Annotated in this window: 8 protein-coding genes; 1 reads left to right on the top strand and 7 read right to left on the bottom strand. The window is 44.0% G+C overall.

All coding sequences use genetic code 11. From position 1 onward, the window contains the following. Positions 1-69: 69 nt before the first annotated feature. The 3 genes from ACE5CV_RS11455 to ACE5CV_RS11445 all read right to left on the bottom strand — a co-directional run bounded on the left by ACE5CV_RS11455 (position 70) and on the right by ACE5CV_RS11445 (position 3,836). Complete coding sequence (locus tag ACE5CV_RS11455; protein WP_374950311.1) at positions 70-363, bottom strand: TIGR03643 family protein; 294 nt, start codon at positions 361-363, stop codon at positions 70-72. A gap of 94 nt (positions 364-457) precedes the next feature. Beyond that, positions 458-2,494, bottom strand: coding sequence for a glycoside hydrolase family 65 protein (locus ACE5CV_RS11450; RefSeq protein ID WP_374950310.1), 2,037 nt, complete (start codon positions 2,492-2,494; stop codon positions 458-460). 13 nt (positions 2,495-2,507) lie between these two features. After that, positions 2,508-3,836 (bottom strand): vanadium-dependent haloperoxidase, encoded by a 1,329-nt coding sequence (locus ACE5CV_RS11445; RefSeq protein ID WP_374950309.1) that lies wholly within the window; start codon positions 3,834-3,836, stop codon positions 2,508-2,510. Positions 3,837-4,035: 199 nt separating this feature from the next. Here ACE5CV_RS11445 and ACE5CV_RS11440 point away from each other — a divergent pair, with 199 nt between their 5' ends. Beyond that, positions 4,036-4,974 (top strand): hypothetical protein, encoded by a 939-nt coding sequence (locus ACE5CV_RS11440; RefSeq protein WP_374950308.1) that lies wholly within the window; start codon positions 4,036-4,038, stop codon positions 4,972-4,974. A gap of 4 nt (positions 4,975-4,978) precedes the next feature. On the opposite strand, the gene ACE5CV_RS11435 is transcribed toward ACE5CV_RS11440, so the two are convergent. From ACE5CV_RS11435 to ACE5CV_RS11420, 4 genes are all read right to left on the bottom strand, one after another. Next, positions 4,979-8,269: an FG-GAP repeat domain-containing protein gene (locus ACE5CV_RS11435; RefSeq protein WP_374950307.1), complete on the bottom strand. Its 3,291-nt coding sequence runs from the start codon at positions 8,267-8,269 to the stop codon at positions 4,979-4,981. Positions 8,270-8,316: 47 nt separating this feature from the next. Further along, entirely contained in the window at positions 8,317-11,616 is a 3,300-nt protein-coding gene (locus ACE5CV_RS11430) for a VCBS repeat-containing protein (RefSeq protein ID WP_374950306.1), read from the bottom strand. An 81-nt stretch (positions 11,617-11,697) separates the two neighbouring features. Further along, a complete protein-coding gene (locus ACE5CV_RS11425) occupies positions 11,698-13,242 on the bottom strand; it encodes a RagB/SusD family nutrient uptake outer membrane protein (RefSeq protein WP_374950305.1) in 1,545 nt (514 codons plus the stop codon). A 13-nt stretch (positions 13,243-13,255) separates the two neighbouring features. After that, entirely contained in the window at positions 13,256-16,237 is a 2,982-nt protein-coding gene (locus tag ACE5CV_RS11420; RefSeq protein WP_374950304.1) for a SusC/RagA family TonB-linked outer membrane protein, read from the bottom strand. Positions 16,238-16,613 lie beyond the last annotated feature (376 nt).

The raw sequence follows: 16,613 nt of genomic DNA, 5'->3' as shown, positions 1-16,613 counted from the left end.
TTTCAGAAAAAGTGTAAACCTTTGTTAATAGTTGTTCACTTTTTTTAAAGCTATTGAAATCGGATTTCATTAGCGCTTGCTGATCTTATTGAGCGTTATTTGCCGTTGCAGGTTACATTTGAAACGGTTAGTACCATCAACTTGCAGTTTGGAATGTTTGGTTTGCCTTCCCTGTACCCTTGCCCGCCACATCTTAAAACTCGAAAGCTTCATTTGCCTGCGCATCAGGTCGATCACATTTTGCTCGGTAAGTCCAAACTGACTTTTTATCGCATCGAAAGGTGTACGGTCCTCCCATGCCATTTCAATAACACGGTCGGTGTCAATAGCAGAAAGATCTTTGATCGTTTTGGAAATACTCATGATTAAATAACTCCACTAAAGGCAATTTGTTAGCGGTACAAACAAAAAGAGACGCTATACTTAGCGTCTCTCTATAACTACTTTATGGTATAGCTTACTTCACCGTATAAGTGGCTTTGTTTACCCCAACCCCCGTTATCTTTAAAGATTTCCAGTTAGCAGGCAGTTTGCTTTTGATCTGGGTTATGCCGGTAGGGGTGATATCCAGTCCCCCGAAGCCCATCAGCATAGCCTGAATAATGCCACCTGCACCCGTCGCAAAATATGGGTTGGTGCCACCCTTAGTTTCTGCAATTACCCGGAACGGCGGGTTCAGGTTGGGTTCGTAAGCATCTTTAAACCAATGATAAGCCTTTTCGCCATTACCAAGCCGCGCATACAACAGGGCAAAAACACCCTGCGTCATGGCAGGGGTGCCTTCGTTTGGTACGCGGGTTTCATAATACTCCAGGTCTTTTTTGATCTGTGCAGGATCGGTAATCGTTTTCAACGGATAGGCCAGTAAATTCACATCAGCCTGTTTTATGCCTTCGCCTTTATAAGTGGCAAACTCGCTGGTTACCCCATTGCTTATTTTTAGGATAGGGATATTTTGCGCTACGTGCTCCCAATCGGGATTGGCCGTCATACCTAATATTTTGGCGGCAGCGGTTGCGTTGCGCAGATTAACCTGCGCGGCGGCGTTAGTAAAGGCATTGTTATCAATATTTTCGGCCCACTCATCGGCCGCAACTACGTTTTTGATATCATAGTGGCCGGGGCCGTTACGTTCTACCCTGCTGCTCCAAAAATCGGCAGTTGCCTGCAGCAAAGGCCAGCCACGTTCACGCAGCCACTGCTTATCCTGTGTTACGCAATAATAGCTCCATGCCGCATTGGCCACATCGGCAGTAATGTGGTGCTCAAAGGGGCCACTTAGTGCCCAAACAGGCGTTTCCTCTACCCCGCTATCAGCACTCTCCCAGGGAAACATTGCCCCTTTATATCCGTGCGAGAAGGCATTCTTTCGCGCATTTTCCAATCTTTCAAAACGATACTCTACCATTGACCGTGCTATCTCCGGGTGCAGCACCAGCATAGCAGGATACATCCATAAGTCGGTATCCCAAAACACGTGGCCGTTATAACCCAGGCCAGACAGCCCCATCGGCGATGGTGACAAAGCCGTACCCTCACGCGAGAACGAGTACAAGTGATACAACATACTGTGCACATCCTGCTGTGCCTGCGCATCGCCTTCGATCTGGATGTCGCTTTTCCAAAGTTCATCCCAGGCCTTGTTATGAAATTGGATCAACCTGTCGCGGCCCTCCAGCTTTGCAAAAATGGTTAAACGTTCAGCTTCATTGAGCGGATCGGCATGGTGTGCAGAAGTGATAGATGACCCGGTTACGCCGTACTTATAAGTTTCGCCAGCGGCAACAGCACGGCTGAATTTCATCAGGTGCATATTGTTATCCCACATCTCGTGAATTACGCGCGGTTCTTTACCATGCTCCTCGTTGAATAGAAACGAGGTAGATGCACAAAGCTGCAGCTTGCCCGTTGGGCTTTTAGCTGTAGATGTAAGCAAACTGATGGTAACGTGCGGCCTGTCTATCTCGTTGTAATAGTTTTCTACCTGCTTCAATGCGTCGGGCGCTTCCATAACACTGGCCGCAGTAATATTGACGGGCTTTTTGGCCGTTACGGCTACATCCATTAAAACGGTAAACGGCAGCTGGCGCAACGAGTAGTAAGTGTAGCTGATAGTGGCTTTATCCGCATAGTCGAACGTTGTGGTAAACGCGGCGTGGTGCATATCCAGTTCCTGGCGCATGTTGCTTACCATTTTTGCATCAAGGCGCCTGCCATCAACTTCCAGGTACATATTCAGGAGGTTGAAGCTGTTCAAAAAATTGCTCACCCGGCCACGGCCATAAAGGTCGTACGCACCCGCAAGCACTACGTTTTTTACCTTGAACGGCTCGGGCGACGATACGATGCCAATCATCCCGTTAGCAGCGGTAATGCCGTAGTAGTTGGATGGGTCTATCTTGTCTGCCTTGATCACCCATGGGCTAACCGTTTGCGCCCGCAGCTGCAGCGAACCAAGTAACGACAACGCTGCCAGCGTAAATATTCTCTTCATCTTAAAAGTCTTTCTATTTGATCTTTAATTGTAATCTCTGATTTATCAACTGCCCGATACGGCGGCCATTCATGCTGCCTACAATACAGGCGTTTTTATAGTGGATACCGCCATAAACACGCGATAAGGCCGCCTCTTGTGCTGCTGCTCGGAAGGACGGAAACTTACGCGGCTCTATCCCGAATTCAGATTCGGACGAATCGGTGTAGGCTACGTTATCTCCAAAATCATGGGTGAGTACCTCTGCAGCTGCGGCCGAAATAACCGCATGGCCACTAATATATTCCGGGAATGGTGGTGTTTGGATATATGGCCGCCAGTCGGGGTCTATCAACTTAGTGATCACCGTTTCGGGCCTTACGCTGTTGGCTTTGTATTTAACGTACCAGCAGTTTATAAAGGCATCAAATAGTGCAATGGAGGTTTCGGTATATGCGGCTACGGTAGTACCGAAATCGGCCTTGGCAATCCTTGAACCCTCGCCTGCAATGTTCATCCAGTGGCCGCCTGGCGAGAATTTTTTAGTAGCGAATGATGCATGCCCGATAACATTCAGCTTGAATGCGTTGTCGTCCCAAAAATCGGCCATGTGGCGTTGTTCTTTATTTAAGCTATCGCCCAGGGCCTTTACCTCCATCACCGCTTTGTAGAATGTACCATTCTTGTCGGTCATGTTATACGGCGGAGCCTCGGGTGCAGGGATCTGCGATGCCGAATCGAGCACCATCGGGCGGATCTCGCCCCAGTGCGGCTCAAGCGCCTGGGCATACATAGGCGGCGTCGGGATCCAGCGGCCATCCTTACGGTTAACGGTGTATTTGCTGGCACTACGGGTTTGGGCATAATTATCGGCTTTGCTCCACATCATGATGTGTTTGGCAACAGAGTCTGCGTAAGCAACAGTATTGTCAAAAACAGCCGACGGCATACCGGCATCTTTTGCCTTCTGCTTCAGATCATCAATGTAAACCGACATACTGCCTTCCGGAAACGTTACTGTGTTACCTACGCTGCAAAACGCTAATAACGATGCAAACGGAAAATCAATTTCCTGATCCTTAGCAGGCTTTGGTGTTGGGCTGAGGTGTTTGATCTGCCCGGCTAATGAGCGAAAATGCTTAGGGTTGCCGGCTGCGATTACCTCGTAAGCGGCAACATTTGCGTAAGCATAATTACGTGATGCAATAACAGGAGGAAAATTATTTTCAAGTACGATATCATTAAGCTTTTTTACGGTAACACGGTACAGTTCAGGATCATCTGTGACCTTTTGGTAATCAGCTTTTTTACAGGAGGCAAATAGCAGCAATATACCCGCAATTAAATACAGGAAACGGTTCATAGCAATTAATTGGTTAAAGGAAAATATTTACCAGGTGGTAAAATGCAAAATGGCGATTTCCCTTTGTTTGAAGCTAATATAGCGTTTTTTAACAAATTGGCCGGTATAAAAACTGTTTGATTTTAACTGCCTTAATTAATTACTTTTGCAGCGGAAAAGCTATCCAACCAATTGCTTTTCCGGCTACTCTACTATTGTTATGAAAAAACCCGCCCTGTTAGTTATCGGCCTATTGTTGCTTGCCTTTATTAGTATTTACTTTATCATTCCTCAGAATATTTCAGCAGAAAGCGTTGTGCATATAGACGCTACCGACCGTAACGTTGCCAAATTTGTGGTACTAAAATCATCATGGAAAAAATGGTGGCCCGGCGAAAAAACCGCTAACGACAGCATCAACTACAGCTACAAAAACGTTAAGTACAGCCTTCTGAAAAGCTCAAACGGTGACATACAGATAAAGATTAAAAAAGGCAACGATACCCTCAGCAGCAAAATAAACTATCTTGCAACCGGCGAGGGCGAAACGGATGTTGCTTGGACAGCTACCCAACTCAGCAGCACGAACCCGTTTACCCGGATAGCGCAGTATACCAAGATCAAAGCGATTCAGACTGATATGGCAGAGGTACTTGCTACCTTCAAAAAATTCATGCAGATTGATGAAAATGTGTATGGATTAAAAGTTGCAATTAAAAAGGTAACGCAGCACTACTATCTAACCACCTCAATAAATACAACTGCTTACCCGGCTACAGAAACGGTTTATAAATTACTGAACGATCTTCAAAAACAGGTTACAGCAAAAGGCGCAAAAACAACCGGCAACCCTATATTAAACGTTAACCAAACCGACGACCGGGCATTTAGTGTTATGGTAGCATTACCCGTTAACAAGAATTTTGCTGCCGATGTTAATACCAAGATAAATGAAATGGTAGTTGGCGCCAATTTATTGCAAACCCAGGTTACCGGTGGCCGGCAAACTATTGCCAATGCATTTACGCAACTAAAACTGTATCAGAAAGACCACGTGCTCACATCCCCTGCAATGCCGTTTGAATCACTGATCACTAATCGGTTGGCAGAGAAAGACACTGCCAAGTGGGTAACCACCATTTACTACCCGATCTTTTAATAGCTTACCTGGTGATCAATACTAACTTACCATCATAAGTTGTGGCAACGTAACCGGTGCCACCGGCAGTTTTTATAGCTTGTAAACCATTTATCTCTTGCGAGTTAAGCATTGGGTTTAGCCAATACTGCGGCACCGACATCTGTTTGGTACGTTTGTCGTAATGCATGGTAACCAAACCTAAAGCATCATACTTGCCTTCGTAAGGTACAACGCCCCAAAAGTTGCCGTTTAATAATAGATCACCTTGGCCGTTGTTAAGGGACATAATTGAACGGATAGGTGCCTGTTGATACAAATAAGGCAATTCAGTAACCGCTTTAGCGTTCAGCACATCGCTAATGTAAATACTGCTAAATTGGTTAGCAATCAGGCGGCCGTTATCCGACAATTTGTCTTTAAAGATCTCGTCAGTTGTTTTATCAGCCATTTTCTGAAAACTCAAAAACTCTTTCTTTAAATAAGGCAGTTCCTGCTCCAGGTCATTCTTAGGGCGGAACGGGTAATAGTTCCCTTTATAAAAATAAGACAGTATCAGGTCATTTTTACCGTCGTTATCCATGTCATCGTTATAACCATAAAGCGGTTGTTTACCTGTAACGTTATACTTATTGTTCTCGCCCCAATTACCACCAATCAAATCAGCTTTGCCGTCTCCGTCTACATCGGCAATGGCGGCAGACTGCCACCAACCTTTGGCATCATCTAATAAAGGGGTTGAAAATTTGACCAGTTTATTGTTTTTGTTGAGGAAGATTTGGATAGGTTGCCACTCCGCAGCAATCACCAGATCATCCTTACCATTATGATCGATATCAGCTGCCGAGATCTGTGAAACAAATTGAATACCGGTTATCGCCGCGAACTGCGCTTTAGGCGCAACTGCAAAATTACAATCGCGTTTGTTCAACAGCACAACTGATGCCGCAGGAGCGGTATAATTAGTGAAGGATACACTGCTTGCCAGGAAAATGTCCTTTAAGCCATCACCGTCAAAATCATACAAAAATATTTTCGAAACCATATCCGCCACTGCCGGCAACGGTTTATACTGAAACTGAAAATTGCCTTTGTTAATGTACAGCCGCGATGGGGCGCGTTTATTTGCATCCAGAAAAGGGTGGTTAGCGCTCAGTACAATCAGGTCCTGCAAACCGTCGCCGTTTACATCGGCCCATTGCGCCCCGGTATCCCCATGGTCTTTATAAGCGTCGAACCCTTTAACGGTTACCTTTGTAAAGGCCCCGCTTTTTGAACCGGCAAGAATGTACTTTTCCTCGCCTGCAATCCCGCCGACATAAATATCATCCATCCCGTCATTATTAGCATCCGCCACTGCTACGGCAGCGGTATGCGGCAAATAAGCATGCGGCAGCAGGTTGTAGTAATTAAAGTCGGGCGTTTCAAAAGTTGATACCGTGGCTAATGTTTTAGCATTTACGGCAACACTTGTAAACTGTTTATCTGGTTCGATGTATCCGGCAACAAGCCCCGCCACATCTGTTGCTGTTTGCGTTTGCGCTTTATTGTAAGTGATTACCGTCTTTTTATTCAGGTTGAAGTTTTTGATGACCTGGTAAGAATTGTCGGGCCAAAGCACCATAATTTCTACCGGCTTATCGCCCGGCAAAAACGTAAACTGCAGGTTATTTCCCTGGGTGCTCTCATAGGCCGTGCTGGTTTGGATCTCCTGGTGATCTACCTGTTTTTGCGACCGCATAAAAAGTTTTGCCCCGATTCCGTCCGGATTTGATTTGGTGTATCTAACACTTAGTTTTAAAAATGACGGCTTTTTGTCGCCGCTATTCTCCATGGTCATATTCTGGTAGATATAGGCGTGTTCATCCATGTTGTTGGTCACCAGTTCCAGGTCGCCGTCATTATCCAGATCAACAGCTACAGATCCTGCCGAAATGGAAGGTTTTTCCATATCGTTACCGGTAGAGATATCATTGAACTTCAACTCGTCGGCACCATGATACAGATAGTTATGTACTTCGCCGTTAGGCATCAGGTTAATCTTTTCCCTGTCGAAGAAACGGCTGGTTTTGAAATCTTTTATAACGTTAGGGTCGCCCAGGTATTTCAGGTAATCCATATCGTTTAACCGCTTTTTTATCCCGTTCGAAAAAAACATATCCTTACGGCCGTCCATGTCAAAATCCTGCACCAATGGCGACCATGTCCAATCGGTAGCAGACATGCCCGAATAAAGCGCTACATCCACAAACTTTTTACCGTTACCTACATTTAGTTGAAGCGAATTTTTTGAATACTGATAATAATAGCCGGCGTTCACTTCCTGGTTGTAGATATCCAGCGGCTCATCGTTGATGGTAGATTTTAAGGCCTTGATATCTTCTGGCAGCATATCCGTGCTAATCACATCCAAATGGCCGTCCTTATTTACATCGCTTAAAGTATTGCCCATCGAGAAGAGGCTGGTATGGCCGAAGGCATTCTTCATTTCTTCTTTAAAAGTGCCGTTTTGCTGGTTGATGTAATAATAGTCCTGTTCAAAAAAGTCGTTGCTTACATAAATATCATCCCAGCCATCGTTATTGAGGTCGCCTACGCTGACACCCAAGCCATACCCGATCGGAGCAGAGTAAATGCCAGATCCTTGGGTAGCATCGACAAATTTGCCGTTATCATTACGAAAAAGGTGATCGCCGGCGTCGTGGCTTACTTTAAAACGCTGAGTAGAATCGCCGTAGGTATCATTGCTATGTACCGATGAGGTAAGCAGGAACATATCCAGGTCGCCATCTTTGTCATAGTCAAAAAAAGATGCCTGGGTGGAGAAACCTGCGAAATCCAATCCGCATTTAGCCGCAGATTCGGTAAACGTCATGTTGCCGTTGTTGATATACAACTGGTTCTTCCCTTTAAAATTCTTAAAATTAGCAACTACACTTACGTAGATATCTTTAAGCCCGTCGCCGTTTATGTCAACTACAGTTACACCGGTTTTCCAGTTACCGGTACCTGCCACGCCGGCTTTAGCGGTAATATCTTCAAACTGCAGGTTGCCCTTGTTCTGGTACAATTTGTTTGGCCCCTGGTTAGATGCAAAGTACAGGTCCTCTAATCCATCGTTATTAAAATCGGCAGATGCCACACCGGCACCATTATAGAAGTATAGATAATCAAGGATATTGACAGAATCCGACTCGGGGTTTTTATTCACGAAATCCACATGGCTTTTTTCTACAGGGAGCAGCTTAAAAATGCCGTCGCCGGGAGCTTTTTTCTGGCAGGAATTAAGGATGCTGACAATAGCTACAATCAGCAAACAGCAAAATGTAAATGATCTGTATATATTAGCTTTAAGCATGCGTACTAACGTAGTTTATAAGCCTTAAGCTTATCATCATTAACACCAAATAAATAATACTTTGTTCCCTGTGCATTTTTGATCACCAGCGACGAACGGATCTGTCCATTAAGCATCAGGCCGCTTTTAGCCGGCGGGAAATACTTGAAGCCACTTTTGGTGAACTGATAAACCTGCCCGTAACTGGCATCCAGGCGGCCAAGCTCGGGCTTAAACCCATAAAAGTTACCGCCCAAAATAATTGACGGTATGCCGCTGTTATCAATATCATCAACCAATATAGTGCCCACGTTAGATAGCTGGGCATTATATGGGAAGGGTGTAACGGCAAATTTGCCATTTCCCTGGTTAATAAACGCTGCCGAAGCAAGATAGTTCATTTCGTGCACTTCTGCTCCTTCCAGGGCTTCGTTGTTAAACACCTCATTGAACGGTTTGCCCGCATAGTCGGTGTATTTTAAATATTTCTTTTTTAGTAAAGGCATTTGGCCAACCAAATCCGGCTTCATGTGGAACACATAAGGCAAATGATCGGTACGGTACATTTGTGTTACACACTCTTTGGTGCCGTTATTGTCAAAATCCTTAATGTAGATCTTCATAGGTTCCCTGGCAGTTGCATGGAATTTAGAATTTAGGCCGATATTACCTGCCAGGATATCTAATTTACCATCGCCATTTATGTCAGCAACCTGTAAGCTGCCCCACCAGCCTTTGTAATTATCCAACTGATTATCAGCAGTGAACTTACCTTTGTTATTTTTAAAGATTTTAATGCCCATCCAGTTCCCTGCTATAACAAGGTCGGGGTAACCGTTCCCGTCAATGTCTGCCCATTGTGCAGCAGTAACCATCCCCGGTTTGTTGTTGCCTAACACCTGTTTACTTACATCGGTAAAATTGCCTTTGCCGTCGTTATGCATTACATAAGATTCCGGTGATATGCCATAAGTGCCCGGGACACTGCGACCGCCGATAAACAGATCAAGGTGGCCATCTTTATCATAATCAACAGCGGTGATTACCGATGCGTTAACCGGGGCATGTATGGCTTTTTGTGTATTGCGATGCAGGCCACCTTTACCATCATTCTCAAAAAAACGGGGAAAGTAAACAATTGTGCCCGCTTCATCGGCATTGCCACCAACCCCAACAATCAGGTCTTCATCTCCGTCGCCATCAAAATCGCCAAACACCGCCCCGGCATTTTCCAGGTAGGTTTGCGCCTCTAAATCTTTCGGGCGATATAATTTGAACCTGCCGCCAGGTTGCTGCACATAAATAGATGCCGGGCTATCTTTTGAACTGCCGAAATAAAAATCGGCAAGCCCGTCTTTATTGATATCTCCCTTAGCCATGTACGGGTTATCGGTGGATAGCATTTGCAGCATCAAACGCTCGTTGTCAAAATCAATAAAGCCGTCTTCGGTATGTTTAGGCACCGAGTCGAAAAGGGTTTTTTCTGCGGCTACAAAAATTGGCTTTACAGCCGGTTTAGTAAAGTTGTAAGAAAGCGCGGCATCAGAGATCTTGTAAGTATAAACTTTGTTAACCGCCACGTTTTTGGTTAGCTGATATTTGCCGCCCGGCCAAATGATGAGCAAAGAATCAAGCTTTGATATTTTGCCTAAACCCATTGTAATAAGGTTAGGTGCTACACTGCTCTCGAACCCACGTGTTGGTTGGTTATAAAATACAAATTGCTGCCCCTTTGCAAAAGCTTTTATAGTAGTGCCAATACCAAAGGTGTTTTGGCTATTACCTTTAAGTTTAAGTTGAATAAAGTTGTTACGTAGTTTTTCCGCATTGCTTTTGTAAACAAACATTGGCGAGTTCACATTATTTACAATCAAATCGTTATCGCCATCGCCGTCCAAATCTCCATAAGCAGCACCGTTGCTAAAAGACAACTGATCTAACCCATATTCTTTCACCTTGTTGGTAAAGGTAAGATCGTGATTATTGGAGAATGCGTAATTGATCAACGGCGTCGAAACCATTTTATCCTCAAAGCTGCGATAATTAAATTTACGTTTTTCGGCAATTTTTGCCATGTTTTCGCGGTTGCCTAAAAATTCTATATAATCCTGATCTGTCAAATCTTTGTATATTCCATTGGATACAAAAATATCTTTCCATCCGTCATTATCCATGTCAAAAAACAGTGCGCCCCAACTCCAGTCGGTTGCGCTTACGCCTGCCTTAAAAGCCACTTCAGAGAAGGTGCCGTCGCCATTATTTAACTGCAGGCAATTTTGCATGTACTGGTTAAAGTAACCGTCGTGTTGCTTAAGTTTAATTACATCGAATGATTCAAATGAAGTCATTGTTTTTAAACGCCTATCCCCTTCGGGCAGCATCTCTGTGGTAAAAATGTCAAAATTGCCGTCGTTGTTAATATCGGCTATGTCCGATCCCATTGAGGCGAGGCTCAAATGGCCGGTCTCCTGTTGAATATCCTCTTTAAAAGTGCCGTTCTTTTGATTAATATAAAGATAGTCGCGTTCAAAAAAATCGTTAGATACGTAAAGGTCCGGATAGCCGTCGCCGTTAATATCAGATACGGATACGCCCAGGCCAAAGCCAATATCGCTGGAGTATATGCCAGCAGCCTTGGTTATATTTATAAAATGGCTATTGTCGTTGCGGTATAACCTGGCCCCTCCTAATTTATCATCAATAGCCCGCAGGTTTTTGCTGAAATCAAATGACCCGATCGGGCGGAAGGAATTGTTCAGGATAAAGCAATCCAGGTCGCCATCGTTATCCATGTCAAAAAATATCGACTGGGTAGAAAGGCCGTTATCTACCAATCCATACTTAGCCGCTTCCTCTGTAAAGGTCCCGTTTTTTTGGTTGATGAAAAGTTCGTTACCCTTGCGGTCGATTATGTTGCCGCTATGGCAAACGTAAATATCCAGCCAGCCATCTCCGTTTATATCAACCATGGTAACACCGGTACTCCAGTATTTAGTGCCTTTTACTCCCGCCTTAGCAGTTATGTCCTCAAATTTCCAGTGGCCTTTGTTAAGGTATAACTGGTTACCGCCCTGGTTTGATGTCAGGTAAATATCGTTTAAGCCATCATTATTAACGTCGCCAATAGCAACGCCGCCGCCATTGTAGTAGTTACGAAAAGTAAATACGTTAGTCTTGTCCTGGTCGTTGAGTTTGTTGATAAAGTTTATTCCCAACTGTTCATTCTCCTGTATTGAAAACAGCAGGTTTTCTACACCGCCTTTTTTACAAGAGCATAGCGCAGCTATAGCAATAATCAGGATTAAAAGGGGTATTCGCTTAAACATTGCAGGGGTACAAAAAACAAACGTAGCGAATTTCTTCGCTACGTTTTAAATCAAATATAACTAATTGGAAACTGTTTTCAATTAATAACCAGCGTTTTGTTTCAGGTTAGGGTTTGTGTCAACAGCACGCTGCGGGATAGGGTAAACTGTAAAAGTTTTAGCCGATGCGTTAGGGCGCTGATCAACCGGATCGTTAAATTTCTCGAAACGGATCTGGTCATTTCTTCTCCAGCCTTCCCAGTACAATTCACGTCCGCGTTCTGCAAGCATAACAGCAGGTGTAACAGTTGCAATCGTTGTAGCACCACGCGGGGTACGTACGCGGTTAACAATACCTACCGCAGTTTCGCCGTTTGGATCGGTACCGCCACGCATAATCGCTTCTGCTTTTTCTAACATAACATCCGCGTAACGTAAGATCACGTAATCGTTATCAGAGTTGTCATCATTAACAGTGTTATTGGCAGATGGCTGCGGGAAGTATTTGAATACACGGATACCCTGCGCTTCTGTAGAGAAGTTAAGGTTAACCTCCGGCGTAAATATAAGTGGTTTGCCACCGCGTTGAGTTAACGCTTTGTTACCCGGGCCAAATTGCTGGCCAACTGCAAAACCTGCCCTTAAACCAATTTTATCGGTTAGGCCAGGGTAAGCAACACCACGGCGCTCATCGCTTGCCTCAAACGAATTATAGAAATCGGCAAGGGTGGTAAAGCCGTTCCATCCGTCTGGTGTCTGGTTGTAGTGCAAGCCCATTCTCCAGCGGTTTTTTGCTGATGCAGGTGCGCTTGTGGCTGTGTTGTAAAAACCAAAGATGTTACCTTTCGATTGCGTTGAGTTATCCCACGCAAAATCCTGAAAGTATTTACCTGCAGGCTCCATAGTGTAACCAGCGGCAGTGATCTTGTTAGCATACTCAATAACCTTGTTCATATCAGCTGCGGCAAATGTAAACGGCCCGCCAACTGCAGTTGATGTATAAACTGCCTTGTTCAGGTAAACTTTAGCTAATAGTGCCTGCGCAGCCGCTTTGTTTGCAATACCAATGTTTGCAGATGTTTGTTGCAGGTTAGCTTCGGCAAACTCCAAATCCTTGATGATAAAAGCAGTCCCTTCAGTACGGCTCATTACCGATGGTATAGAAGTTACAGGTGCAGCCGGATCACGGAATGGAGCCTGGCCGTATAAGTCAATGATCTGGAACATAAAGTAGGCACGTAAAAAAGCGGCCTGGCCTTTAATGTTTTGATCTGTTGCACTGTTAAATACCTGTGTTGCACGGAACACACCAATATTCAACTGATCCCAGGTATCATTTACCTGGTTATGAGTTGCTGTCCAGGTGTGGGTGTGCAATTTGCGCCATGTACCAAAATCTCCCCAGTCAGTACCACGTGTCGGGCCCATCATTTCATCTGTTGAGTGCTCTTGCAACGCGTAGGTATTTGCCTGGTCTGTTTGACCGTATAATTGTGAATAAACACCATTTAAATCTGCTGAACCAGCAGCAGCATTAGGGTCCTTTAATGAACGCGACCCGTAAAGCTTCTCGTCTAATTTTGCACAGCCGGCGGCAGTTAATAAAACCAACCCGCACACAACTGCTCTTGTAGCTATTTTTTTCATACTAATATTTTTTTTAGAAACTTGCATTTAACCCTAATGTGAATATACGTGCTTTTGGATAAGATGTATAATCGATACCTCTTGATGCCACATCGTTTCTTTGTTTATCTGTGTTAACCTCCGGATCCAAACCGCTGTAGTTGGTGATCAGGAACAAATTCTGGCCTGTTACAGATACTCTTAACGATTTAAATGTGCTTCCTTGTAAAGGGAAGTTGTAACCAATGCTTGCGTTACTTAACCTCAGGAAATCGCCTTTCTCTAAGAAACGGGTTGATACCTCGCCAGAGTTAAGCGGATTTTCGTTAGTAGCAGCAATGTCTCTTGTAACGTTACGGCCGCTCACTAAGTTACCTTTGTAAAAGAACGCGTTAGCAGTGTTATTATATACGTAGAAACCTGTCGCTGCGTTCAGGAAGAAATTCAACGTCCAGTTTTTGTAACCGAAGTTGTTGGTTAAACCTGCAGTAAATTTAGGGTTAGGGCTGCCTTGTAAGCTTAAAGCATCAATACCTTGTGGGTAGATACCAAAACCGTTTGCATCTAAACCTGAATAGTTAGGTAAGTTAAAGGTATACAACGGTACACCATTTGTGATCAGTTGCGAGTAAGCACCTGAAAGGCCTTGTCCGTCAACGTTACCGGTAACGATGTAGTTTTTAAAGTTGCTTAGGGTGTTTTTGATAAAGGTCATGTTATAAGCAATATCCCATGTGAAATCTTTACCCTGTACAGCCGCAAAGTTTAAACCAACCTCAACACCTTTGTTGATAACGTTACCATCAAGGTTTCTGTAGATCCTTGAAGACAAAGATGGCTGTGCGATATCCTGGTAGAATAACAGGTCTTTAATTGATTTGTTGAAATAATCAACACTACCGCTTAAACGGCCTTTAAGGATAGTGAAATCCAAACCTGCACCGTAAGTGGTGTTAGTTTGCCATTTCAGGTCAGGGTTACCCTGATAATCTGAAGCAACAGATTTACCATCAAACGTTAACTGACGGTTTACATCTAAAGATGCGTAAGAAGGGATTTCCTGGTTACCTGTTTTACCGTAGTTTAAACGTACGCTCAGGTCGTCAAAGAAACCACCTTTAGGCATAAAGCTTTCGCTGCTTACACGCCATTTAGCTGCAAGGGCCGGGAAGTTACCATATTTGTTGTTGGCACCAAAACGGGTAGAACCGTCACGACGGATAGTACCTGTCAAGATGTAACGATCTTTGTAAGAGTAGTTAACACGTGCAAAGTACGATTGTAAGCGGTAACTTGAGCTATCACCAACAGGGTAAGGCAAGTGTGTTTTGAAATCGTTGTAATCTTTAACTAAAACACCTGGCTGCGAAGTACCAAAGCCAAATTCGTTGCGGTTAAAGCTTCTGAAAGTTTGGTATGAGTAACCTACCAATGCAGTTAACGAACTGTTGTCACTCCATTTTTTGTCATAGTTTAAGGTATGCTCTGTAGTGTAATTCCTTAACTGGTTGTGTAATAATATCGCAGTACCATTACCGGTTGGTGAAGGGAAGTTAACCTGTCTGATACCGATAGCGTCTGTATAACCGATAACTTTAGGATCGTAAAAAGTTTTTCTTAAACCGTTAGATATATCGGCGCCAAAGTTGCCTTTGTAAGATAAGCCTTCAACCAACTTCAAGGTCATCGATAAGTTATTTAAGAAACGGTTGATGTTATCTCTGTCATCAATTTGATTTAATAATGACACCGGGTTACGGAAGCCGTTACCGTTAGGATAGCCATCAGTATTGTAACCATTTAAGTTGAAGTAGCGGCCCTGCTCGTCAAATACAGGTGCAGTAGGGTTAAGCTGTATTGCAGCACCAATCAAACTACCGTTAAAACCGGCGTTATTTGTAATAGGCGCAAACCTGTTCCTAACGTTAGAATAAGTTGATTGCAAATCAAATCTTAAGCGTTCGCCAAAGAAAGACTGGCCCGCATTGATACGTGCATTTAAACGTTTTAAACCAGAGTTTTTAACAACACCTTGCTGGTCGTCATAACCAACTGATGCACGGTAGCTACCGCCTGATGCGTTTGCACCGCCAAAGCCCAGGTTATAGTTTTGAGAGATCGAAGTACGGAAGATCTCTTTTTGCCAATCTGTATTACCGCCGTAATCAACACCGCCGTTAGCGACTGTACCTGCGTTAGCTCCAACTGCTGCAACTGCTGCCAGGAATTCGTCGCGGCTAAGCAAATCGTAACGTTTAGCTGTGCTTGCAACGCTGGTATTGGCAGAAAACTGGATACCCTGACCTTTACGGCCTTTACGGGTAGTAATTAAGATAACACCGTTAGCACCACGTGAACCGTAAATTGCTGCAGATGATGCATCTTTTAATATAGAGATGTTTTCGATATCGTTAGGGTTGATGAATGATAATGGGTTACGGGCAGATGAATTACCTGCACCAACACCATAACCACCTGATGTACCGCCGTTATCCAGAGGGATACCATCCACTACATATAGCGGGCCATCGCCGGAACGGATAGAACCCGCACCACGAATGTTAATTGTAGCACCAGCACCCGGCTCACCGCTTGACGGGGTAACCTGTACACCGGCGACACGGCCTTGTAATAATTGATCCGGAGTTGCAATAACACCCTTGTTAAATTCTTTTTGACCTAAAGACGATACCGAACCCGTTGCATCACGCACACGCTGGGTACCGTAACCAATTACAACTACCTCGTTAAGGTTTGTGCTGGCCGATTCCATGCTGGCGTTAATAGAAGTTTGGCCGTTTAAGTTAACGGTTAGTGTTGTGTAACCAATGTAAGTAAGCGTAAGGCTTGTGGTTGCTGCCGGTACTGATAGACGGAAAGTACCATCAACGCTTGTTAATGTGCCAGAGCCGGCACCCGCACCCACAGATACGCCTATTAACGGCGATCCGTCTTTTTTGTCGGTCACTTTACCTGTAATCACCTTGTTCTGGGCCAGCGCTGGCTGGACGAACAAGCAGGTTAAAGCAAAAAAACATAATGTGAGTAAGTGTTTAAATTGCATAGTTTGTGGTTTAATTTATAATTGGTTATATAATTCTAGTACATGGTTTTAATGTTGACGGGTGCAATTTTGCAAAGTTTGCATAACGGCCCTTCTAAAACTTCAAGCATTCAACATGCTATCTGCTAACAAAAAATAAATCTAAAACGGTATTATATTGGTTTATAATCGTAGCCCTTGCAGGCCATTGGTTTCAATTATACTGGCGTAATAACTTATTAAAGTAGTATTCACCTATACAAAGATGTATGTACTAATTGTTATTCCCTACTGTTTATGCTAATTTTTAAAAATATATAACAAATATCAATATTATATAATTGATTAT

Origin of the sequence: Mucilaginibacter sp., from assembly GCF_964263795.1 — a bacterium.
Taxonomy (GTDB): Bacteria; Bacteroidota; Bacteroidia; order Sphingobacteriales; family Sphingobacteriaceae; genus Mucilaginibacter.
This window is presented reverse-complemented; position numbering and strand designations above follow the sequence as displayed.

Bases quoted from the DNA above. Each gene is read 5' to 3' on its own strand.
- ACE5CV_RS11425 (WP_374950305.1), bottom strand. From the start codon at position 13,242: ATGAAAAAAATAGCTACAAGAGCAGTTGTGTGCGGGTTGGTTTTATTA.
- ACE5CV_RS11430 (WP_374950306.1), bottom strand. From the start codon at position 11,616: ATGTTTAAGCGAATACCCCTTTTAATCCTGATTATTGCTATAGCTGCG.
- ACE5CV_RS11450 (WP_374950310.1), bottom strand. From the start codon at position 2,494: ATGAAGAGAATATTTACGCTGGCAGCGTTGTCGTTACTTGGTTCGCTG.
- ACE5CV_RS11445 (WP_374950309.1), bottom strand. From the start codon at position 3,836: ATGAACCGTTTCCTGTATTTAATTGCGGGTATATTGCTGCTATTTGCC.
- ACE5CV_RS11440 (WP_374950308.1), top strand. From the start codon at position 4,036: ATGAAAAAACCCGCCCTGTTAGTTATCGGCCTATTGTTGCTTGCCTTT.
- ACE5CV_RS11455 (WP_374950311.1), bottom strand. From the start codon at position 363: ATGAGTATTTCCAAAACGATCAAAGATCTTTCTGCTATTGACACCGAC.